Below are 19,884 nucleotides of genomic sequence, written 5' to 3'. Positions count from 1 at the left end.
ATTTAGCGAATTTGCTGGGCCAGCGCCGTGTATTGCGCAACCGGTACCTCTTCGGCACGGCGTTGCACATCGAAATCGCCCGAGAAGCCTTTTTCCTCCAGCCAGCGGCCCAGCGTGTGGCGCAGCAGCTTGCGACGCTGGCTGAAAGCCACTTGCACCAGTTCGCTCAGCAACTGCACGTCCAGCTCAGCCGGCTGCTCCCAGGGCACCATGCGCACCACCGCACTGTCGACCCGCGGCGGCGGATCAAAGCTCTCAGGTGGCACAAACAACACGTCTTCCATGGCGTAGCGCCACTGCAGCATCACACTCAGACGCCCGTAGGCCGACGTGCTGGGTTGCGCCACCATGCGGTCAATCACTTCCTTTTGCAGCATGAAGTGCTGGTCTTCTATGAAGTCCACGTAGCCCAGCAGATGAAACAGGATGGGAGTGGAGATGTTGTAGGGCAGATTGCCCACCACGCGCCACTTGCCTGCAGCCTGCGAAGGCACGGCCTCGATGCGGCTGAAATCGACCTTGAGTACGTCGGACTCGATCACCGTCAGTTGACCATGGGCGCGCAGGCGCTGCGCCAGATCGCGATCCAGCTCAATCACCGTCAGATGCCCCAGGCGTTCCACCAGCGGTTGGGTCAAGGCTGCAAGGCCCGGGCCGATTTCCACCATGCGCTGCCCGGCCTGGGGCGCAATGGCGCGCACGATGGCGTCAATGATCCCCGCGTCCGACAGGAAGTGCTGGCCGAAGCGCTTGCGCGCAATATGCTTCATGGTTTATTGCGGCGGCTCGCGCAGCTCCACGTAGGCGCGCTCGCGCACGTCCTTAGCCCAGGCTGCATACGCTTCCTCGAGCTTGGCTTCACGCAGCTGGTTGCGCACCAGCTCGCGCACGTCACGCGGACTCAGGTCGACGCGGCGCCTGTCGTTGACCTGAATCAGATGCACACCAAAGCGCGACACAAAGGGTTTGCTGATTTCCCCTTCGGCCAGGGCGTTCATGGTTGCCTCGAATTCCGGCACAAACATGCCCGGACTGGCCCAACCCAGATCCCCGCCCTGCGACGCAGAACCATCCTGGGAGTTTTCGCGCGCGGCCGTGGCAAAGTCGGTCTTGCCATCGAGTATGCGCTGGCGCAATTCATTCAAGCGCTGGGTAGCTGCTGCGACGGACAGCTGCGGCGAGGTGCGCAGCAGGATGTGACGAGCCCGGGTTTGCGTAATGGTCTTGACCAGGTTGGTGGGTGCACGCCGCTCCACCACCTTGAGAATGTGAAAGCCCGCGCCCGAGCGAACCAAGTCAGACACCGCGCCTACGGCAACGTTTTGCGTGGCCTGCACAAATGAAGCCGGATAGCGATCACCACGCCGCAGCCCGAACTGGCCACCGTTGCTACGGTCCGCATCGGAATACTGCTTGACCAGCGTCGCAAAGTCCTCCCCCAAGCGGATGCGCACCAGCAACGCCTGCGCCTGCGCCTGCAATTGCGATACCAAAGTTGCGTCCGCCCGCTCCGGCACAGCCACCAGTAATTGCGCCAGGTTGATTTCCTGCGCCATCGGGTCGTTATTGGCGGCCTGCTGCTCTGCAATGGCCCGGTCCACATCCTGATCGGAAATACGGACACGGGAGTCCACCTCCCGCTCACGCAGGCGAGTGAGCGTGATCTGGTCGCGCAATGTCGTTGCGGACACTCCCGCCTTGGCCATGCGCTGGCGAAATGCCTCCACGCTCAGAGAGTTCTGCTGCGCCAGGTTTTGCTCTGCTGCATCCACAGTGGTTTCGTCAACACGGATGCCGAATTCCGCCGCCATATGCAGTTGTGCGCGATCACTGATAAGCCGCTCCAGCACGCCTTTTCTCAGCTCTTCCGATGGGGGGACAGGCTGGCCCTGGGCCTTGAACTGCTCCGCCACGCGCAGCATGGCGGCACGCACTTCACTGTTGGTAATGGGTTCGGAATTGACCACCGCAACCACGAAGTCGGCCGACTGCGCTGGCTGGGCCAATCCGGACTGGCTCAGCAATACTGCCGAAGCAAGCAAGGCCAGGGTTCTGAGGCGGAAATTCATAAGCATTCTTATTCGTAGTTGCTGAAGCGACTGGTGTCGGCGGAGCCGGAATTGCGCAAATTCTGATAGCGGGAAATATTTTGCTTCAAGGTCGATGTCGGATCCGCCGTACCTACGCGTGTAAATCCTACAAACTCCAATTGGAACACCCAACGCTCCACCGCAGAAGAGGTGCTGGTCTGCAAACGGGAAAACACCACGCGGCCCAACCAGCAACCCGCATCGTACTCGACGCCCAGAATGGTGTCGGTGAGCTTGCTCTGGTCCATGCTGTAGTTCATGCGGCCCACCGCGTAATAGCGACCTTCACCTTGTCCACGCCCGGCGCCCAGATCCTGCCCCCGATCACCCCACAGGTCATTGATGGGCCATTGCCAGCTCACGTCGATCTGTTCGCTTACGTCGCGCTGGAAGCGGTAGGCCGCATTGATGACCCGATAAGGGCTGGGGTTGTACCGCGCACCTATGGTGGAGCGCACCGACTGGTCCGTCAGCGGGTTGTACTGGGTGGTGGTGTCCAGGGCCCAGCGCTCATTGAGATTGACTTCCGCGCCCAAGAGCAAGTCACTCAGCCCCGCCTTGGCCGTATCGGTGCTGCTATTGATCGTCACCCGTTGCTCTTCCATGCGCAAGCGTTGCGCAATGGCAAAGCGGGCGTATTGCGCACCGCTGTCGGGGTCCAGGAAACGTGTGGTGACACCCAGAGTCAGCAGGTTGTTATCGGAAATCTTGTCGTTGCCGACATAAGCGTTTTCCGTGTAGATGCTGGCAAAGTTGAAATCTGCTGCCCCGGTGTCATAGTTGGGCAGCATGCTTTGATTGACGTAGGGCGTGTACACATAGAACGCCCGTGGCTCCAGGGTCTGCACATAGTTGCGTCCCAGGAGCGTGCTCTCCCGCTCAAATACCAGGCCGCTGTCCAGACTGAAAGTGGGCACCACGCTGTTGGCGGACTGGCTGCCATCACTCAGCATGGAATCAAACTGGTAGCTGGTTGCATGCAATTGCAGTTTGGGCGTTATGTAGCCTTCAGGGGCCAGCCAGGGACGACTCACCTGCATCAGGGCGAAGGTACGCTGGGCGTTGGGCTGCCCTGTCAAGTGGCTGTCTGCCTGGAACTGGGTGAAGTCACCATCCAGCGAGTAGTCAAAACCACTGACATTGTTCTTGCCATAGTGCGCCGTGATCTGTGGCATGCGGTCATAGGGCGGGACGATGGGCGCATCCGGGTCCTGCAAGGTCTGCCATTGCAGCATGTGCACCGTCCCGCTGACTGGGCCGGACGACCAGCTGGCCAGAATGTCTCCCGACAGAAGACGCTGTGTCAGTGTCGTTTCCGGACTGCTGAAATCGCGCCAGTAGTTGTTGTCACTGACCCGGTTGATATTCATCGCCAGTGTCACGGGCGCCACATTGGGAATGCCGGTGTTGATCGTGTCGTTGTGGACGAACACCAGACCCCAGCGATCCAGATCGCGCATCTTGTCGCCGGGCATGCTGTCCACGAACAGCCGTCCGTTGTAGGTAGGCTCCAGGTAACGGAAGTTGGCTGCCACATCCACACCACGGGAGGCCATCAGCGTCGGGGTGATGGTGGCATCGCGATTGGGCGCAATGTTCCAGTAGTACGGCACGGCCACGGTGGTGCCGCTGACGTTGTCAAAACCCACCGTCAACGGCAAGAAGCCCGAGCGACGCTTCTCGGTCAGGGGAAAGCCAATGGCGGGCACCGGCAAAATGGGGACACCCTTGAAGCTCAGATAGGCACCTTCGGCCAGTCCCTCTTCTTCGTCATTGTCCAGTGTGATGGTGGTGGCGCGCAAAACCCAATCCGGCATCCAGCTCGGGCCAGGCAGGCGCCTGCAAGTGGTGTAGGTGGCGTCGTGCACCACGGTGTGGGACTCGTCCAGAAAGTCGGCACGTGAGGCTTCGCCATGGGCATCGTTCTTGCCAAAGTGGTAGGACGGTTGCTGGAAGAATCCCTCAAAGCTCTCGACCTGGATCTCCATGAGCGGGCCTTCGTACAGGTTGCCATTGCGGTAGATCCGCACATTCCCGCTGGCGCGCGCCTGGTCGCTGGGCTGGTTGTACTCCAGCCGGTCGGCACGTATTACGGTATCGGCCTTGCGCAACTCGGCGTTGCCCTGTATGACGGTTTCCAGATCGGTGCGCCCTGAGACCGTATCCCCACGCAGAAATACCGGTGATTCACGGCGCTGCGCGGAAGTCAGTTCCTCGCTCAAGGCGGGTGTGGGTTTGAGCTGCAATCCCTGGTCCGAAGACGTTTGGGTCTGTGCCAGGCTGGCCTGCACACTGCCCCACGCCGTCAGGCATTGCACAACAGCAAGGCACAGGCGCTGCGGCGTGCAACGAAACGCTCGGGGAAAAGGCAACATGGAGACAGCAGGCGCGATGATGAAGGCGTAGAAGAGGGGCGGAGTGTAGGCGGGCTTTGTAGAATGGATTATCCATGAGCAACCCACCCGCCGTACCATCCCCCGCCCCAGACAAGGACAAGCTGCCGCACTGGCCCGACCCGCAACGGCAAGCGCAGTTCCAGCAATGGCTTGGCAGCCTGCCCACCGAACTGGCCCTGGAACCATCCAGCTTGCGCCTGGCCTCGGCCGACGCCAGCTTCCGTCGCTACCTGCGCATCGAAAGCGGTCGCGGCAGTCTGGTCATCATGGACGCACCACCCGACAAGGAGGACTGCAAACCTTTTGTAAAGGTCGGCCAATTGATGCAGGCCGCCGGTTTGCGCGTGCCCGAGGTGCTGGCCTGGGACGAGCCGCACGGCTTCCTGCTGCTGACCGACCTGGGCTCCAAGACCATGCTGCAAAGCATGGACCTGCAGGCCCCACCGCCGCTGGACTGGTACCTGCAGGCCGTGGACCAGCTGCTGCAGTGGCAACTGGCTTCGCAACCGGAAGTGTTACCCCCCTATGACAAGCCGCTGCTGCGCCGCGAACTGGAGCTATTCCCGCAGTGGTATATCGTCCGGCACCGCAAGGTGGAGCTCGACAGCAAGCAGCGCGCAACGCTGGACGAAGCGTTTGAGCGCATCATCCAGAACAACCTGAGCTGGCCCAGCGTGTACGTGCACCGGGACTTCATGCCGCGCAATCTGATGATGTCGCCCCAGGGCATGGGCGTGCTGGATTTTCAGGACGCGGTGTACGGCCCCATCACCTACGACATTGCCAGCCTGATGCGCGACGCTTTCCTGACCTGGGAAGAAGAGTTCTGCCTGGACGTCACCGTGCGCTATTGGCAAAAGGCGCGCAAGGCCGGGCTGCCCGTGGGGGATGACTTCGGCGCTTTCTACCAGGGCGTGGAATGGATGGGCCTGCAACGCCACCTCAAGGTCGCCGGCATTTTTGCGCGCCTGACCCTGCGCGACGGCAAGCCGCAGTACCTGGCTGATACGCCACGCTTCATCCACTACATCCGCTCCACCTGCAGCCGCTACATGGCGCTCAAGCCGCTGCTGCGTCTGGTGGAGTCTGTTGAAGGCATCGAGGTGCCCACCGCCTTTGTCTTCGGCAAGTTCTGAGCGAGCGCAGCACCCGCAACCCCATCGGACCATGCCGCGCTTCTATTGCCCCGCCCCGCTGCAGACCGGCGCCCTGCTGGATCTGCCGGCTGGCGCGGCGCGTCACGTGCAGGTATTGCGGCTGCAACCGGGTGACGCCATCACCTTGTTCAACCACGGGCCTGGTTGGGCCGGCACCAGCCCGGGTGGTGAATTCGATGCCACCGTCACCCTCATGGGCCGCAGCCAGGTGCAAGTGCAGGTCGGCGTCCACCATGCGTTGGAGCGCGAGGCACAGCGTGCCGTGCATCTGGCCGTGGGCATGCCTGCCAATGAACGCATGGACTGGCTGGTCGAGAAGGCGGCCGAACTGGGTGTGGCCAGCATCCAGCCCCTGATGACGGAGCGCAGCGTACTGCGTCTTGCTGCCGAGCGCGCTGCCAAGAAGGTGGAGCACTGGCAGGGTGTGGCGATTGCTGCCTGCGAGCAATGCGGTGGCAACCGTGTGCCTGTGGTGCATGGCATCAAAACCTTGCACCAGTGGCTTACCACCCTTGAACACCAATCCCAGGAAGCACCCCAGCGCCTGCTGCTGTCGCTGCGTGAAGGCAGCGTGCCTTTGCGCAGTCTGGCTCCGACTGCGACCGGTGCCTGCTTTCTGTCGGGTCCGGAGGGCGGGCTCAGCGCAGTGGAAGAGAGTGCGGCCATTGCTGCCGGTTTTGCGCCGGTCAGCCTGGGAGCACGGGTTTTGCGGGCGGAAACGGCGGCACTCACCGCACTGGCGCTACTGGCCTAAAAGCGCTGATCCAGCCACTGCTGCAGGGCGGCAAATACCGGCTCGGCGTGCAGCTCATTGAAGATCTCGTGGTACAGCGCCTCGAAGCACTGACTTTGCACCACGCCCTGGGGCGCGGCTTGCGCAAAGCGGCGACTGCCCTCGGCGTTCACCAACCGATCCTGCCCGGCATACAGCAGCAAAGTGGGCACCGTCCAGCCGGGTGCCAGGGCGACCGTGGCCGGACCAGTTTCTGCAATCCACGACCCCAGCCGCGCGCTGATGCGGTCATGTACCAAGCGGTCTGCCATGTACGCCTGCACCACCTGGGGATCGTGCGAAATGTCAGCGGGATTCAGGCCATTGCCCACGCGCAAGTCGGGCAGCACGCGGGGAATCAGCGACACAAGAACTTTCTGGAATGCGCTCAAGCCCGCATCCAGCGCCGGGGAGGACAGCACCAGTGCCTGCACCGGGCGCAACTTCAAAGATACTAGGCGTGCCGCCACCAAGCCGCCCATGCTGTGCCCCAGCAATATCAGCGGCACATCCGCTGCCATGCGTGTGCGGGTTTCATCCAGCACCTCTGCCAGGTCGTCGAGCAAACAGCTGTCGTTGGGCAGCGAGCCACGTGCGCCATGCGACTCACCATGCCCGTGCTGGTCGTAGCCGCGCACGGCAAAGCCCCAGGTGGTGAGCCGGTCCGCCAGCGCTTCATAGCGACCCATGTGTTCTCCCAACCCGTGCACCAGCACCACCACGCCACGCACGGCCAGACCGGGTTGCAACATCCAGTCGTAAATGGCCAGGGTGCGGCCATCGCGGGTGATGTGGGGCGAGAGAACGGGTTCAACCATGGTCTCGGGCAGCGGAGTCACGCTCAAGGTGTCAGGGCGATGACCTGAGCCACTGCGGCAGTCAGCTTCTTGGCATAGGGCACATGCAGGAACTCGTTGGGTCCGTGCGCATTGCTCTTGGGTCCCAGCACGCCGCACACCATCATCTGCGCCTTGGGAAAGCCCTTGGACAGCATGTTCATCAGCGGAATGGTGCCGCCCTGGCCGATGTAGCCACACGGTGCGCCAAAGTAGGTTTGCGAGGCATCGTTGAGCGCGCGCTCGAACCAGGGCGCCGTATCGGGCGCATTCCAGCCTGTGGCCATGCCCAACGGTTCAAAGGTAACGTGCGCCTTGTAAGGCGCATTGTCTTCCAGCAAGGCCTTGAGCTGTTGAACCGCAGTGTGCGCCTCCACCAAGGGTGGCAGACGCAGCGAAAGCTTGAAGGCGGTGTACGGGCGCAGCACATTGCCGGCGTCCTTCATGTCGGGGAATCCATCCACGCCGACCACGCTGAGCGTGGGCGCCCAGGTACGGTTGAGCAGGCCTTGCAGCGGATCGGTGGTGGTGGGCAGCGCAAAAGTCTTGGCACCATCGCAGTCGTAATGCGCCCAGGGGAAGTTCTGGAACATCGCATCGCCCAGGATGGCGGCGGTGGCTTTTGCCTGGGCCAGGCGTTCTGCCGGCACTTCGCAGTGGAACGCCGCTGGCAGCAGGCGGCCGGTGGCGCTGTCTTCCAGGCGGTCCAGCACCTGGCGCATGATGCGAAAGCTCGAGGGCACCAGGCCGCTGGCATCGCCCGAATGCACACCCTCGGTGAGGATTTGCACCTTGAGCACACCGGCGGCCACACCGCGCAGGCTGTTGGTCAACCAGAGCTGGTCGTAGTTGCCCGCGCCGGAGTCCAGGCAGATCACCAGTCCCACATCGCCCAGGCGATTGCCCAGCACCTCGATGTACTGCAACAGGTTGGGTGAACCACTCTCCTCGCAGGTTTCAATCAGGCCAACGATGCGCGGATGCTCCACCTGCTGGCTCTTGAGCGCCTGAATGGCGGCAATGGCTGCGTAGGCGGCATATCCATCGTCGGCACCGCCACGCCCGTAGAGCTTGCCGTCTTCGTATTTGGGCGTCCAGGGACCCAGGTCCGAACGCCAGCCGGTGAACTCGGGTTGCTTGTCCAGATGGCCATACATCAGCACCGTGTGCTCGGCCAGGCTGCGCGTGGCAGCCACCTCGAAAAACAGCACCGGCGTCTGACCCGGCAGGCGCACGACTTCCAGCGTCAGGCCGGGAACCTTCTGGGCTTCGATCCAGGTAGCGGTATTGCGCACCACCGTCTCCAGCAAACCCTTGGCCTCCCAGTCCGCCTCGAACATCGGCGACTTGGCGGGAATGGCGATGTAGTCGGTCAGCTCCGGAACAATGCGATGGTCCCAGGCACTGGTAATTTCACCAAGGGCTTGCGAGGCGTTGAGAGCCTGTGGAGGAATGCGGGCGTTCATGGGGTCTCCTGGATCAAGTCACCGCGAGTGGCGGCAACAGAATCATGCCACGCCCGCCGCTCAGCGCGCCAACTTGTACACCGATGTCCCGGCAAACCAGTTTGGCGCAAATCGCACGGTGTGTCCTTCCTGCAAGCCAAAGCTGTCGAGCACGCGCAGGCCGTTGCGCGCAGCCAGGTCGGCCAGGTCGGCATGGGTGCCCACACGGATGTTGGGCGTGTCGTACCACTGATAAGGCAGGCGCTTGGTGACCGGCATGCGGCCACGCAGGATGCTCAGTCGGTTGGGCCAGTGCGCGAAGTTGGGGAAGGCCACAATGCCCACACGTCCCACGCGTGCGGTCTCGCGCAACATCACCTCGGCATTGCGCAGATGCTGCAAGGTGTCGATCTGCAGCACCACGTCAAACGAGGCGTCTTCAAAAATGGCCAAGCCTTCGTCCAGATTGAGCTGGATGACATTGACGCCGCGGGCGACACAGGCCAGTACATTGGCGTCGTCTATTTCGACACCGTAACCGCTGCAGCCTCTTTCGCGCTGCAGGTAGTCCAGCATGGCGCCATCGCCGCAACCCAGGTCGAGCACGCGCGAGCCCTTGGGCACCAGCTCGGCAATCGCGTGTTGAATGACGGCGTCGCTCATACAGAAACCTCCCGGGCAATACCGTCAAAGTAGCTGCGCACCACATTCTTGTAGCGCGGGTCGTTCAGCAGAAAGGCGTCGTGGCCATGCGGGGCATCGATCTCGGCATAGCTCACTTGGCGCTGGTTGTGCAGCAGTGCCTTGACGATCTCGCGGCTGCGCTGGGGCGCAAAGCGCCAGTCGGTGGAGAAACTCACGATCAGGAACTTGCAGGTGGCCGCGGCCAGTGCCTGGCTCAGGTCGTTGCCGTGGTGGCGTGCCGGATCAAAGTAATCCAGGGCACGGGTGATCAGCAAATAGGTATTGGCGTCAAAGTATTCGGCGAACTTGTCACCCTGGTAGCGCAGGTAGCTTTCGATCTGGAACTCGGCTTCCTGGGTGCTGAACAAGTAGCTGGCTGCCTCTTCGGGACGACCGTCCTTGGCAGCCTGAGCAGCGGCACGCAATTGCCTTCCGAACTTCTCATTCATCACGTCGTCGCTCAGATAGGTGATGTGGCCAATCATGCGGGCGATGCGCAAGCCGCGCTTCGGGATGACGCCATGTTCGTAGAAATCCCCGCCATGGAAGTCCGGGTCCGTCACGATGGCGCGGCGCGCCACTTCATTGAAGGCAATGTTCTCGGCCGTCAAGTTGGGCGCACTGGCGATCACCAATGCATGTCCGACCCGATCGGGGTAGCGCAGGGTCCAGCTCAGGGCCTGCATACCCCCCAGTGAACCACCCATGACGGCGGCCAGCTTGTCTATACCCAGGGCGTCCAGCAGGCGTGCTTGTGCGTCGACCCAGTCTTCCACCGTCACCACGGGAAAGGCCGAGCCATAGGGCTTGCCCGTGTCCGGGTTGGTGTGCATGGGGCCGGTAGAGCCAAAGCAGGAGCCCAGGTTGTTGACGCCGATAACAAAGAAGCGGTTGGTGTCCAGCGCTTTGCCAGGGCCGATCATGTTGTCCCACCAGCCCTCGGAATTGGGTTGGCCTTCGTATACGCCGGCAATGTGGTGCGAGGCATTGAGCGCGTGGCAGACCAGCACCGCGTTGGACTTGTGTGCGTTCAGTGTGCCGTAGGTTTCATACGATAGCGAATAGTCGCGAATGGCAGCACCGCTCTGCAGCGTCAAAGGCTGCGCGAAGTGCATGCTTTGTGCGTGGGCGATCAGAGGCGTATCCAAGCTAGTTCCCATTCAAACCCCAAAAAAACAAAACCCGGCATCGCAATCAACGAGGCCGGGAGTTTGGGTCGGTCCGTCTTTAGCTGAATTTGTAAAGCGCCCGCAAGCAGGGCAAATTGGCGCTGGACGAAATTCTACCAAGGCTTGCTGACGGCACCAGCCTTTGCAGGGGATGGCGGGAATATCAGGCTTTGCCGCCCATGCGCTCCAGCAACCGGTCCAGGGTCCAGCGCCCGGTTCCGAATACGGCCAACGACGCCAGCACAATGCCCCAGCTGATGTGCTGCTGCAGGGCCGCAGGGGCAATTTCCGTTAGCGACAAAACGGCCATGACGTTGATCACACTCAACCCCAGAGGCGCAAAGCGCCCGGCCAGTCCTGCCACCAGCAACACGGGCAAGGCGATTTCTCCACAGGTACCCATATAGGCTGCCAACTCGGGCGGCAGCAACGGCACGTGGTATTCATCCTGAAAGAGTGCCAGCGTGGTATCCCAATCGCGCAGCTTGGTCAGGCCGGAGAGAAAGAATGCCTGGGCCACGTACAACCGGCCCAACAAGGCCAACGGGGACTGCAGGGCATTGAGCGGGAACTCCATCCAGCGCCATAGCCTGGGGATTTGCAGCAAATAGTTCATGGAAATCAAAGTCCGTAAAAAGTTGTCAAGGACGGTTGCTCGCCATTTCATCCGTCAACCGTTGTCCGCCCAACACCAGACCCGTCTGCACAGCCATGGGCAACCATTGGGGAAAGTCGAGCAGAGGCGCCTGATCCAGTGCACCCTCAAGCGACGCACCTGCCATCAACGCGGTCAGCAACGCGCATTCGCCGGGCAGCGTCTGGCGCAGCCGCACCTGAAAGTCCTGGCGCCAGACCACCACGTCCTGTGGCGTGCGACTGCGCAGCTGCGCACCCACTTCGGCCAAACTCGGCGTGCCCTGCAAGTGCGCCAGCAGGATGCTGGCAACAGGCCAGGGGCTGCAAACAGTTGCCAGCCCCGGCGCCAGAATCAGCCCCAGCGTCTGTGGGTCTTCCGTGGTGAGCAGTACCAGCGTGGAAAGCGCTGCCTCCTGGTCCACGGCCCTGCTGCAGAGGTGCATGGCCCATTCGGTCCGGGCCACGTCGGCCAGATAAGGTTCCTCCTGCAGTTGTGCGCTTTGCTGCACAAACTCGGCTAGGCGTTCACCCCACTGCGCAATATCGCCCTGCGTGGGCGGATGGGCATGCCACAGGGCACGCGCCAGGTGGGCAAAGCTCTCCGTGCCCAGCATCTGCACCAATACCGGGTAGGCGTCCTGCAATGCACGCTCTGCCAGTACATGGCCGTTGGCCTGGTAGACCTGCAGGCCACGCTGCGGACTGGCGCCTACGCCTATTGCCTGCTCGGCCAGTCTCTGTGCAGCCGCTTGCACCGGCCAGGCAAACAGCGCTTCCAGCAAGGCTTGCTGCTGCGACGCCAGACTGCTCATGCGCCGCTCCCCAGAACCTGCCACGCCTCGTCGCGGGAGCGCTCTACCTCAGTCAGCAGGACTTCCAGCGCAGGAATGTCGGTATCCCACTCCAGCAAAGTGGGAACCGCGCCAAAACAACCCACGGCATGGCGGTACAAGTCCCAGACGGGCTGGCACACGCGGCTGCCGTGGTCATCGATGAATATCTCGCCATGTTCGTCCTGTACATGGCAATGCCCGGCCAGATGCAGCTCTGCGACGGCCTGGGGCGCAATGCGCTCCAGCCAGCGTGCACAGCTTGTCAAAGGATCAGCACACAGACCCGCCAACTGGGCGTTCTGCGCATTGACGTAGATGTTGTTGATATCCACCAGCAGGGCGCACCCGGTACGACTCGCCAATGCGTTCAGAAAGTCGGTCTCCTCCAGAGAGGGGTCCGATGCAGGCGTCCATTGCAGATAGGCCGACAGGTTCTCCACCATGAAGCGCCGCTTCAGGCGGTCCTGCACGCGCTGCACATTCCTGCAGAGCACGTCCAGCGCCTCCTGGGTGAAAGGCAATGGCAGCAGGTCGGCCGCATGCACCGCACTTCCCGCATAGGTTGCGCGCGCAAAACTGGCATGGTCACTCACGCGCACCGGGTCGATCCGGTTGACCAGCTCGGCCAACCGGTCGAGGTGCCAGTCATCCAGCCCCAGCGCCGAGCCCAACGACAACCCCACCCCATGCAGGCTGACCGGGTAGGAACTGCGTCCGCGCTCCAGCACCGCCAAGGTGGCCCCGCCGGGCGCGAAGAAGTTTTCGGAATGCACCTCCAGAAAATCCAGCGCAGGCTGCTGTTGCAGCAGTTGGGCGTAATGCGGCTGACGCCAGCCCAGGCCAGTCTGCAAGGGACGGTGTGGAGAAGGCAGATTCACGGCGTGGGCTTGGCTAAAGGTGTTCGGGCGCCTGTATTTCAGGTCTTGGGCTTCATGGCTTCGTCGGCCGTCATACCCTTCATGTCCTTGCAGGTGCCCTTGGCCACGTACTTCCATTCCGCCTTGTCCATGTCCACCTTGGACTGTCCGGCACAGGAATGCACGCCGGTGGTGCTAGCGCAGTCGTTCTGACCGGCCTTGGCAATGCCAAAACATTTTTCTTTTTCTGCCGCAGCGGCTGGCGCAGAAGCGAGTGCCAGCGTCATCAAAGTGGCGGCGGTGGCTGCAATCATGGAAGCGTGTTTCATATCAAAGTCCTTTAGAGAGTGGTAAAACCACGGGGTTGTGAAAATCAACCAGCTGCGTTTATCGGATGCTTCGCGCTGGTTATATCTTGGTCTGGGCTCCACGCTTTTTCTTACAAGATGGCCAAATTAATTTGACGTATAACGAGGACTCCTTTGCAAAGCTCCGAATCTCCCCTTCCAAAAGCTGCGCCAAGCTTTGAGTCCCAGGTTGCCGAACTGCGCGATTACCTGATGAAGTTCGCGCGCCTGCAATTGCGCAACGAAACCTGGGCGGAGGACGCCGTGTCGGAAGTTCTGGTAGCAGCCCTGTCCAAGCCGCAATCTTTCGGAAATCGCTCACAACTCAAGACCTGGCTGGTGGGCATACTCAAGCACAAGATCATCGATGCACTGCGTCTGCACGGGCGTGAAGTGTGTCAGATGGACGATTCCACGGATGGCCAGGAAGATCCACTGGAACTGCTGGGTTTCAAGCCGGACGGGCACTACGTGGAAGCGCCCGCCGAATGGGGCAACCCCGAGCAGCAAAGTAGCAGCCGCCAGTTCTTTGAAATTCTGGAAGCCTGTGCCAACCGACTACCTGCCGTGCAGGGGCGCCTGTTCCTGATGCGCGAGTGGCTGGAGCTCAGCAGCGAGGAAATCTGTAAGGAATTGGCCCTGACTCCGACCAATCTGTACGTTCAATTGCACCGTGCCAGATTGCGATTGCGTGAGTGCCTGGAATTAAACTGGTACGGCAACAAGGTGAATTCGTGACGCCATTCAAAAGAACCTGCAAAGAAGCCACCGCCCTGATGGTGGCCCGGGAGGACCGCGCGCTGGGTCTGGCAGACCGGCTGGCTTTGCGCCTGCATTTGCTGATCTGCGAGGCGTGCCCGCGATTTGAGCGACAAATGCTCGCCATGCGCAACGGCATGAAACAGTGGCGCAATTACACGACACAGGACTGACCCCAAACCGGCCTTGGAGGACATTCCATAAAAAAATTAGGAATGTCGCGGGAATTGGCGCATAATGAAATTGCCTTGCCAGAAAGCTGGTGGGGAAGTTTGCGGTGTTTAGTCAGTTTCGCGTCTGCTCTAAGTCTTTATTGGTTTGTTGATTGCGGTTTTGGACTCCATCGCGTTTTGAGTTATTTTGAGGAGTCCTTACATGGGCAACAAACTTTACGTTGGCAACCTGCCATATTCTTTCCGTGACGAAGACCTGCAGCAAACCTTTGCTCCCCACGGTACCGTTACTAGCGCCAAGGTCATGATGGAACGTGACACTGGCCGCTCCAAGGGCTTCGGCTTCGTGGAAATGGGCAGCGATGCGGAGGCACAAGCTGCCATCAACGGCGTTAACGGCCAACAATTCGGTGGCCGCGGCTTGGTTGTCAACGAAGCACGTCCCATGGAACCCCGTCCTCCCCGTTCCGGCGGCTTCGGCGGCGGTGCTGGCGGTGGCGGCGGCTACGGTGGTGGCGGTCGCTCCGGCGGCGGTGGTTACGGCGGTGGCGGCCGTTCTGGCGGCGGCGGCGGTGGTGGTTACGGCGGTGGCCGTGGCAGCAGCTACTAAGCAGCTCCCCCTATGTAAAAAAGGACCTTCGGGTCCTTTTTTACTTTGAGAGCTCGGTGAAATGGGCCCTCAAGCCTCATCAGCACGATGCTTGCGCGGCCTGCCCGCCAGGGCTTTGTCCAGCAATGCATTGGGCAATAGCCGCAAGAGTTTGGCTACCCATCCCATTTGCCAGGGAATGACCCGGTAGCTGTCGCCTGCCAGAATCGTGTGAGCGGCACGATCAGCAAAGTCATCCGTCGACATCAGGAACGGCATGGAATAGCGGTTCTTGCGGGTGAGCGGCGTATCGATGTATCCCGGACAGACAGTGACCACACGCACTCCGCTTGCGCGTAACTCGCCGCGCAGGCTCTCGCAATAGGAAATGACAGCCGCCTTGCTTGCGCAGTAGGCGCCATGCCCAGGCAACCCGCGAATACCTGCCACGCTGCCGATACCGACCAGGGTGCCGGAACCCTGCTTGCACATGCCGTCAATAAAAGGATGGAAAGTCGCCGCCAGGCCCACGTTGTTGGTGGCAAAAGTCTGCGCCATGACGTCCAAATCTGACCGGATCGCCGTGTCCATGCCGATGCTGATGCCCGCGTTTGCAATGACGACATCCGGCAACCCCTGGCTGAGCATGCACTGCTGCCCCGCATGCACGATGCTGTTCACGTCCGCAACGTCGGCACCATAGACGTGGCAGCGTTCAGCAGAAATGCCCTTGACCTGCATCCATTCCCGTACCACTTCCGTGCGGCGCGCTACCAGAGCCAAGTTGTAGCCCGCTTGGTAAAAGCGCCAGGCCAGGGACTGGCCGATGCCACTGGATGCGCCGGTAATGAAAACCAATGAAGCCATGGCCTTTGTCCCGCTGGTTCAGTGCTGGGGAGTGGGCACTAGCGTACCGCGCACCCGTCCGTTGAGCTGCACGATCTGCTCGACATTGTCGTAGTCCATGCTGTCTGCCGTAAACCGGTCCTTGCCACGCAGAATTTCCACCGGCAGGTGGGACTTCAAACGCTCCGTATCCATGAAAGCGTGTAAAAACTCACTGCGATACTGCATGCGCGGCGTTTCGTCCTTCCCCGCTTCCCGGTTGGCCTCACGCACCACCACCGCGTTCCCCATCAGTTGCACCTCCGAGCCGTCCTGGTTGGTCAGCCCCCGGTCTGCGGATGCCGTCGTCAGATGGCCCTTGGTATCAAAGGAGCGGATGCGGATGCCATCAATTTCCAGCCATTGGGTATCGGGATAGTGGCGTACCTTGTCGCCCATGACCTCGCTGCGGATACGGCCCGCTGCATCGAAGGTTTTGACCGAAAACCCCTGCATGAAATAGTCGGGATCGTGCCGCTGCACTCTGGGCGCGCCGGGCGTCTCGACTGCGGGCGTGGTGCGCACCATCCAGTACGTGCCCAGCGCCAGAACCGCCATGCACAAGAGCGGCAGGTACAGAAAGAAACGGTCTCCGGCCTCGCGAATGAAAGTGCGCGCGTTCCACATCAGTAGGTGTACTCCGCCAGCAGGTCAGCGTAGCGTCCACTAGCCACCATCAGCAGGTCGCAAAATTCACGGACTGCACCAGAACCTCCCACCGCTCGGGTGCGGTAATTTGCAAGCCCAAGCGCTTCAACATGGGCATTGGCTGGTGCACAGGAAAACGCCGCGCTCTGCATCATGGGCAGGTCCGGCCAGTCATCGCCCATGGCGGCGGCCTGACTCCATTGCAACCCCAACTCCCGCAAGGTTTGCTCGGCGGCAGGGCGTTTGTCTTCCGTACCGAAATGGGTGTGGGTGATACCCAATGCTTCAAGGCGCTTGCGTAGGGCCTTGGAATCGCGCCCCGTGATCACGGCGGGAATGATGCCCGCCTTCTTCAGCATCTTCAGCCCATGTCCGTCAAGCGTGTTGAAACGCTTCAGCGTTTCGCCACTCTCGGAATACAACAGGCCGCCGTCGGTCAGCACACCGTCCACGTCAAAGAAAGCGATTTTGATGCCCTGCGCCTGAAGCAGGAGCGCAGGATCGAAAGAGATGGCGGGTGGCATCAGATGACCTTGGCGCGCATCAGATCATTGCTGCTGATGGCACCGCACAGGCGTCCTTCCGCATCAAGCACCAGCACACCGGTGATGCGGTGGCTTTCCATCATGTCAGCCGCATCCACTGCCAGCGCGTCTACACCAATGGTCTTGGGGTTGGTATGCATGACGTCCGCAGCGACCGTGTTGCGCAAATCCTTGCCCTGCTCCACCAAGCGACGCAAGTCGCCGTCGGTAAAGATGCCCAGCACATGGTCATCCGCATCCACGATGGCCGCCGCACCCAGTCCCTTGGCACTCATTTCCCGCATCAATGCGCTAAATCCCGCATCGGGTGCAACGCGCGGCACGGCATTGCCACTACGCATGACGTCGCTTACGTGGGTCAGCAGTTTGCGCCCCAGCGCGCCGCCGGGGTGTGAGCGGGCAAAGTCTTCGGCACGGAATCCACGTGCATCGAGCAGGGCGACCGCCAAGGCATCGCCCAGCGCCATCTGCGCAATCGTGCTGGCAGTCGGTGCCAGGTTCAAAGGGCAGGCCTCTTTTTCCACCGCGCTGTCGAGCCAGATATCGGCGTAGCGCGCCATGGTGGACTGGGGGTTGCCGGTCATTGCGACCAATGGCGTACCCAGGCGTTTGAGCACCGGCAGCAAGACTTCCATCTCCTGCGATTCGCCGCTGTTGGAGATGGCAAGCACCAGGTCCTGTTCGGTGATCATGCCCAGGTCACCGTGGCTGGCCTCGCCCGGATGCACGAACATGGCGGGCGTTCCGGTGGAAGCCAGCGTGGCTGCGATCTTGCGCCCCACATGGCCGCTCTTTCCCATGCCCATGACCACCACACGCCCCTGGATGGCCAGCACAGCTTCCACCGTCCTGGCAAAAGGCGCGCCGATGCGGCCTTGCAGCCCGGCGATGGCGGCGGCTTCTATGACCAGGGCATCCTGGGCCATGGCAATGGCACGTTGGGCTACTGAATCGGGGGTCCGGTGTGGGATGGCTGTCATGCAGGCATTTTATAGAGCCAGGTGGCTTCAGGCCGCACTTGCTAGGATGCAGGCATGAATGGTCTTGAGATTACCCTCCTGTATTTGCTGGCGGCGGTGCTGGGGGTAGTCACCTGCAGACTGCTCAAACTGCCACCCATGCTGGGCTATCTGTGCGTGGGCGTGCTGATTGGCCCCAATGCCATGGCCCTGTCACGCAATGTAGAGGCGGTGCAGCATCTGGGCGAGTTCGGCGTGGTGTTCCTGATGTTTGTGATCGGTCTGGAATTCAATCTGCCCAAGTTGCGCGCCATGCGCCAGCATGTGTTCGGACTAGGTTTTCTGCAGGTCACGGTCACCATGCTGGTGGGCACTGCAGTCATGCTGCTGTTGGCCCGACTGCTGCCCAACCTGTGGGCCATGAACTGGAAGGCGGCACTGACGTTGTCGGGCGCCTTGGCCATGAGCAGCACCGCTATTGTGGTCAAGCTGATGGTGGAACGGCTGGAACTGGAGGCCGAGCACGGCAAGCGCATCATGGGGATATTGCTGTTCCAGGATCTGGCCGTTGTTCCCCTGTTGGTGCTGGTACCCGCGCTAGGGGCCTCCGACCAGAACCTACTCAGCGCACTGTCTCTGGCCGGGGTCAAGGCGGTGCTGCTGGTGACCGTGCTACTGGTGGGCGGCCAACATGTGATGCGTCACTGGCTGACGCTGGTGGCACGGCGCAAGAGCGAGGAGTTGTTCGTGCTCAACCTGCTGTTCATCACGCTGGGCCTGGCCTGGCTGACCGAACAGGCCGGGCTCAGCATGGCCCTGGGCGCCTTCATCGCGGGCATGCTAATTTCCGAAACGGAGTTCAAGCACCAGGTGGAAACCGACATCCGCCCCTTCCATGACGTCTTGCTGGGACTGTTTTTCATCAGCATTGGCATGCTGCTGGACTGGCGACTGGTGTTGCAGAGCTGGGGCCTGGTATTGCTGCTGATGCTGATTCCCCCCTTGCTCAAGATCGCTCTGGTTACGGGTCTGGCGCGTGGCCTGGGCGCGACCAGCGGTGTGGCCCTGCGCACCGGCCTGTATCTGGGTCAGGCCGGTGAATTCGGCTTTGTGCTGCTTACGCTGGCCGAGGAAAACGCATTGGTGCCACCCATGCTGCTGAACCCGATTCTGGCTGCCATGGTGCTGTCCATGGTGGTCACACCTTTTGTGGTGATGTACAGCAACCGCATTGTCTTGCGCTTGGTGTCCACCGAATGGCTGCAGCAGTCTCTGCACATGACCACGATTGCCCGCAAATCCATTGGCGTGAAGCAGCATGTGATCATCTGCGGATTTGGACGCTGTGGGCAGAACCTGGCGCGGATGCTTGAAAGTCAAGGCATTCCCTACCTGGCGCTCGACCTGGACCCGGACCGTGTACGCCAAGCCGCAGCGGCCGGGCAGAACGTGGTCTTTGGTGACTCCGCCCGGTTGCAGGCACTGATGGCTGCCGGCCTGGCACGGGCCAGTGCCGTGGTCGTCACCTACCTGGACGAGGCAGCGGCACTGAAGGTGCTGGCCAACCGACATGCCCATGCGCCGCAGGTGCCAGTGATCGTTCGCACCCAGGATGACCACAGCCTGGAGAAGTTGCAGGCCGCTGGAGCAACCGAAGTGGTCCCCGAAGCCATCGAGGGCTCACTGATGCTGGCCAGCCATGCGTTGGCGCTGGTGGGCGTACCCATGCGGCGCGTGATCCGTATCGTGCAGGACCAACGGGACGCACGCTACAACCTGCTGCGGGGGTTTTTCCATGGCGCAGACGACGATTCGGTGGACGAGCTTCATCACGAGCGGCTGGTCTCCATCACCCTGCCACAACTGACTGCGGTGGCTGGCAACGCACTGGAGCATTTCGCACTGGAAACATTGGAGGTCCGCGTTCTGAGTCTGCGCCGCAGCGATGGCAGGGCGGTCAGCACCGCATCTGATGTGCTATTGCAAGCCGGGGACACCCTGGTGCTGTCGGGCAAAGCCGAGTCGCTGGCGCTGGCGGAGCAACTCCTGCTCAAGGGCTGACTGGGCCCCCAGACAGGGCACAATGGGCGCCCGTGCCCCTTAT

Annotated in this window: 21 protein-coding genes; 6 read left to right on the top strand and 15 right to left on the bottom strand. The window is 61.5% G+C overall.

The features are described from left to right. Nucleotides 1-2: 2 nt before the first annotated feature. Genes rsmA through AC1RMF_RS15460 form a run of 3 tightly spaced genes read right to left on the bottom strand, consistent with a single transcriptional unit; the run spans nt 3 to nt 4,465 of the window. Entirely contained in the window at nt 3-770 is a 768-nt protein-coding gene (gene rsmA, locus AC1RMF_RS15470; protein ID WP_342620221.1) for a 16S rRNA (adenine(1518)-N(6)/adenine(1519)-N(6))-dimethyltransferase RsmA, read from the bottom strand. A 3-nt stretch (nt 771-773) separates the two neighbouring features. Continuing rightward, nucleotides 774-2,069, bottom strand: coding sequence for a peptidylprolyl isomerase (locus AC1RMF_RS15465; protein ID WP_493142524.1), 1,296 nt, complete (start codon nt 2,067-2,069; stop codon nt 774-776). Nucleotides 2,070-2,077: 8 nt separating this feature from the next. Beyond that, the gene (locus tag AC1RMF_RS15460; RefSeq protein ID WP_342620219.1) at nt 2,078-4,465 is read right to left on the bottom strand and encodes an LPS-assembly protein LptD; all 2,388 of its coding nucleotides are present in this window, start codon (nt 4,463-4,465) and stop codon (nt 2,078-2,080) included. Nucleotides 4,466-4,539: 74 nt separating this feature from the next. Here AC1RMF_RS15460 and AC1RMF_RS15455 point away from each other — a divergent pair, with 74 nt between their 5' ends. Next, nucleotides 4,540-5,622 (top strand): aminoglycoside phosphotransferase family protein, encoded by a 1,083-nt coding sequence (locus tag AC1RMF_RS15455; RefSeq protein WP_342620218.1) that lies wholly within the window; start codon nt 4,540-4,542, stop codon nt 5,620-5,622. 31 nt (nt 5,623-5,653) lie between these two features. Next, nucleotides 5,654-6,397 carry a 16S rRNA (uracil(1498)-N(3))-methyltransferase gene (locus AC1RMF_RS15450; RefSeq protein WP_342620217.1) on the top strand — a complete coding sequence of 248 codons (744 nt, stop codon included), beginning with the start codon at nt 5,654-5,656 and terminating at the stop codon, nt 6,395-6,397. On the opposite strand, the gene AC1RMF_RS15445 is transcribed toward AC1RMF_RS15450, so the two are convergent. From AC1RMF_RS15445 to AC1RMF_RS15410, 8 genes are all read right to left on the bottom strand, one after another. Beyond that, entirely contained in the window at nt 6,394-7,233 is an 840-nt protein-coding gene (locus AC1RMF_RS15445; RefSeq protein WP_342621064.1) for an alpha/beta hydrolase, read from the bottom strand. The two genes, AC1RMF_RS15450 and AC1RMF_RS15445, sit on opposite strands and share 4 nt — an antisense overlap. Nucleotides 7,234-7,256: 23 nt before the next feature. Then, nucleotides 7,257-8,717, bottom strand: coding sequence for a M20/M25/M40 family metallo-hydrolase (locus tag AC1RMF_RS15440; protein ID WP_342620216.1), 1,461 nt, complete (start codon nt 8,715-8,717; stop codon nt 7,257-7,259). 60 nt (nt 8,718-8,777) lie between these two features. Then, on the bottom strand, nt 8,778-9,359 hold the full coding sequence (metW, locus tag AC1RMF_RS15435) for a methionine biosynthesis protein MetW (RefSeq protein WP_342620215.1): 582 nt from the start codon (nt 9,357-9,359) through the stop codon (nt 8,778-8,780). After that, nucleotides 9,356-10,540, bottom strand: a complete 1,185-nt coding sequence (gene metX / locus AC1RMF_RS15430; RefSeq protein WP_342620214.1) for a homoserine O-succinyltransferase MetX — start codon at nt 10,538-10,540, stop codon at nt 9,356-9,358. Before metX ends, metW begins: the two co-directional genes overlap by 4 nt. A 172-nt stretch (nt 10,541-10,712) precedes the next feature. After that, nucleotides 10,713-11,165, bottom strand: coding sequence for a DoxX family protein (locus AC1RMF_RS15425; protein ID WP_342620213.1), 453 nt, complete (start codon nt 11,163-11,165; stop codon nt 10,713-10,715). 25 nt (nt 11,166-11,190) lie between these two features. Then, nucleotides 11,191-11,997 (bottom strand): HvfC/BufC family peptide modification chaperone, encoded by an 807-nt coding sequence (locus tag AC1RMF_RS15420; protein WP_342620212.1) that lies wholly within the window; start codon nt 11,995-11,997, stop codon nt 11,191-11,193. After that, a complete protein-coding gene (bufB, locus tag AC1RMF_RS15415; protein ID WP_493142588.1) occupies nt 11,994-12,890 on the bottom strand; it encodes an MNIO family bufferin maturase in 897 nt (298 codons plus the stop codon). Before bufB ends, AC1RMF_RS15420 begins: the two co-directional genes overlap by 4 nt. Nucleotides 12,891-12,934: 44 nt before the next feature. Beyond that, entirely contained in the window at nt 12,935-13,204 is a 270-nt protein-coding gene (locus AC1RMF_RS15410) for a BufA1 family periplasmic bufferin-type metallophore (protein WP_342620210.1), read from the bottom strand. Between the two features lie 153 nt (nt 13,205-13,357). Here AC1RMF_RS15410 and AC1RMF_RS15405 point away from each other — a divergent pair, with 153 nt between their 5' ends. From AC1RMF_RS15405 to rbp, 3 genes are all read left to right on the top strand, one after another. Further along, the gene (locus AC1RMF_RS15405; RefSeq protein WP_493142520.1) at nt 13,358-13,960 is read left to right on the top strand and encodes a sigma-70 family RNA polymerase sigma factor; all 603 of its coding nucleotides are present in this window, start codon (nt 13,358-13,360) and stop codon (nt 13,958-13,960) included. After that, nucleotides 13,957-14,154: a zf-HC2 domain-containing protein gene (locus AC1RMF_RS15400; RefSeq protein WP_342620209.1), complete on the top strand. Its 198-nt coding sequence runs from the start codon at nt 13,957-13,959 to the stop codon at nt 14,152-14,154. The genes AC1RMF_RS15405 and AC1RMF_RS15400 overlap by 4 nt, the downstream gene beginning before the upstream one ends. A gap of 202 nt (nt 14,155-14,356) precedes the next feature. Next, nucleotides 14,357-14,764, top strand: coding sequence for an RNA-binding regulator (gene rbp, locus AC1RMF_RS15395; protein ID WP_493142517.1), 408 nt, complete (start codon nt 14,357-14,359; stop codon nt 14,762-14,764). Nucleotides 14,765-14,833: 69 nt separating this feature from the next. Here the strand turns inward: rbp and AC1RMF_RS15390 are convergent, their stop codons facing one another. Genes AC1RMF_RS15390 through AC1RMF_RS15375 form a run of 4 tightly spaced genes read right to left on the bottom strand, consistent with a single transcriptional unit; the run spans nt 14,834 to nt 17,747 of the window. Then, nucleotides 14,834-15,610, bottom strand: a complete 777-nt coding sequence (locus AC1RMF_RS15390; RefSeq protein ID WP_342620207.1) for an SDR family oxidoreductase — start codon at nt 15,608-15,610, stop codon at nt 14,834-14,836. 18 nt (nt 15,611-15,628) lie between these two features. Further along, nucleotides 15,629-16,255, bottom strand: a complete 627-nt coding sequence (lptC, locus tag AC1RMF_RS15385; protein WP_342620206.1) for an LPS export ABC transporter periplasmic protein LptC — start codon at nt 16,253-16,255, stop codon at nt 15,629-15,631. Next, nucleotides 16,255-16,800, bottom strand: a complete 546-nt coding sequence (locus AC1RMF_RS15380; RefSeq protein WP_493142514.1) for a KdsC family phosphatase — start codon at nt 16,798-16,800, stop codon at nt 16,255-16,257. The genes lptC and AC1RMF_RS15380 overlap by 1 nt, the downstream gene beginning before the upstream one ends. After that, entirely contained in the window at nt 16,800-17,747 is a 948-nt protein-coding gene (locus AC1RMF_RS15375; RefSeq protein WP_446738031.1) for a KpsF/GutQ family sugar-phosphate isomerase, read from the bottom strand. The genes AC1RMF_RS15380 and AC1RMF_RS15375 overlap by 1 nt, the downstream gene beginning before the upstream one ends. A 108-nt stretch (nt 17,748-17,855) precedes the next feature. On the opposite strand from AC1RMF_RS15375, the gene AC1RMF_RS15370 reads away from it, so the two are divergent. Further along, entirely contained in the window at nt 17,856-19,841 is a 1,986-nt protein-coding gene (locus tag AC1RMF_RS15370) for a cation:proton antiporter domain-containing protein (RefSeq protein ID WP_342620203.1), read from the top strand. Nucleotides 19,842-19,884: the final 43 nt, after the last annotated feature.

The organism is Rhodoferax sp. GW822-FHT04A08 (genome assembly GCF_058801025.1).
This window is presented reverse-complemented; position numbering and strand designations above follow the sequence as displayed.

What these genes read in the sequence shown, in the direction of transcription:
- AC1RMF_RS15460 (WP_342620219.1), bottom strand. Translation starts at nt 4,465, where the DNA reads ATGTTGCCTTTTCCCCGAGCGTTTCGTTGCACGCCGCAGCGCCTGTGC.
- rbp (WP_493142517.1), top strand. Translation starts at nt 14,357, where the DNA reads ATGGGCAACAAACTTTACGTTGGCAACCTGCCATATTCTTTCCGTGAC.
- AC1RMF_RS15420 (WP_342620212.1), bottom strand. Translation starts at nt 11,997, where the DNA reads ATGAGCAGTCTGGCGTCGCAGCAGCAAGCCTTGCTGGAAGCGCTGTTT.
- AC1RMF_RS15375 (WP_446738031.1), bottom strand. Translation starts at nt 17,747, where the DNA reads ATGGCCCAGGATGCCCTGGTCATAGAAGCCGCCGCCATCGCCGGGCTG.
- metW (WP_342620215.1), bottom strand. Translation starts at nt 9,359, where the DNA reads ATGAGCGACGCCGTCATTCAACACGCGATTGCCGAGCTGGTGCCCAAG.
- AC1RMF_RS15425 (WP_342620213.1), bottom strand. Translation starts at nt 11,165, where the DNA reads ATGAACTATTTGCTGCAAATCCCCAGGCTATGGCGCTGGATGGAGTTC.
- AC1RMF_RS15410 (WP_342620210.1), bottom strand. Translation starts at nt 13,204, where the DNA reads ATGAAACACGCTTCCATGATTGCAGCCACCGCCGCCACTTTGATGACG.
- AC1RMF_RS15455 (WP_342620218.1), top strand. Translation starts at nt 4,540, where the DNA reads ATGAGCAACCCACCCGCCGTACCATCCCCCGCCCCAGACAAGGACAAG.
- rsmA (WP_342620221.1), bottom strand. Translation starts at nt 770, where the DNA reads ATGAAGCATATTGCGCGCAAGCGCTTCGGCCAGCACTTCCTGTCGGAC.
- AC1RMF_RS15390 (WP_342620207.1), bottom strand. Translation starts at nt 15,610, where the DNA reads ATGGCTTCATTGGTTTTCATTACCGGCGCATCCAGTGGCATCGGCCAG.
- AC1RMF_RS15465 (WP_493142524.1), bottom strand. Translation starts at nt 2,069, where the DNA reads ATGAATTTCCGCCTCAGAACCCTGGCCTTGCTTGCTTCGGCAGTATTG.
- AC1RMF_RS15450 (WP_342620217.1), top strand. Translation starts at nt 5,654, where the DNA reads ATGCCGCGCTTCTATTGCCCCGCCCCGCTGCAGACCGGCGCCCTGCTG.
- lptC (WP_342620206.1), bottom strand. Translation starts at nt 16,255, where the DNA reads ATGTGGAACGCGCGCACTTTCATTCGCGAGGCCGGAGACCGTTTCTTT.
- metX (WP_342620214.1), bottom strand. Translation starts at nt 10,540, where the DNA reads ATGGGAACTAGCTTGGATACGCCTCTGATCGCCCACGCACAAAGCATG.
- AC1RMF_RS15380 (WP_493142514.1), bottom strand. Translation starts at nt 16,800, where the DNA reads ATGCCACCCGCCATCTCTTTCGATCCTGCGCTCCTGCTTCAGGCGCAG.
- AC1RMF_RS15370 (WP_342620203.1), top strand. Translation starts at nt 17,856, where the DNA reads ATGAATGGTCTTGAGATTACCCTCCTGTATTTGCTGGCGGCGGTGCTG.
- AC1RMF_RS15440 (WP_342620216.1), bottom strand. Translation starts at nt 8,717, where the DNA reads ATGAACGCCCGCATTCCTCCACAGGCTCTCAACGCCTCGCAAGCCCTT.
- AC1RMF_RS15445 (WP_342621064.1), bottom strand. Translation starts at nt 7,233, where the DNA reads ATGGTTGAACCCGTTCTCTCGCCCCACATCACCCGCGATGGCCGCACC.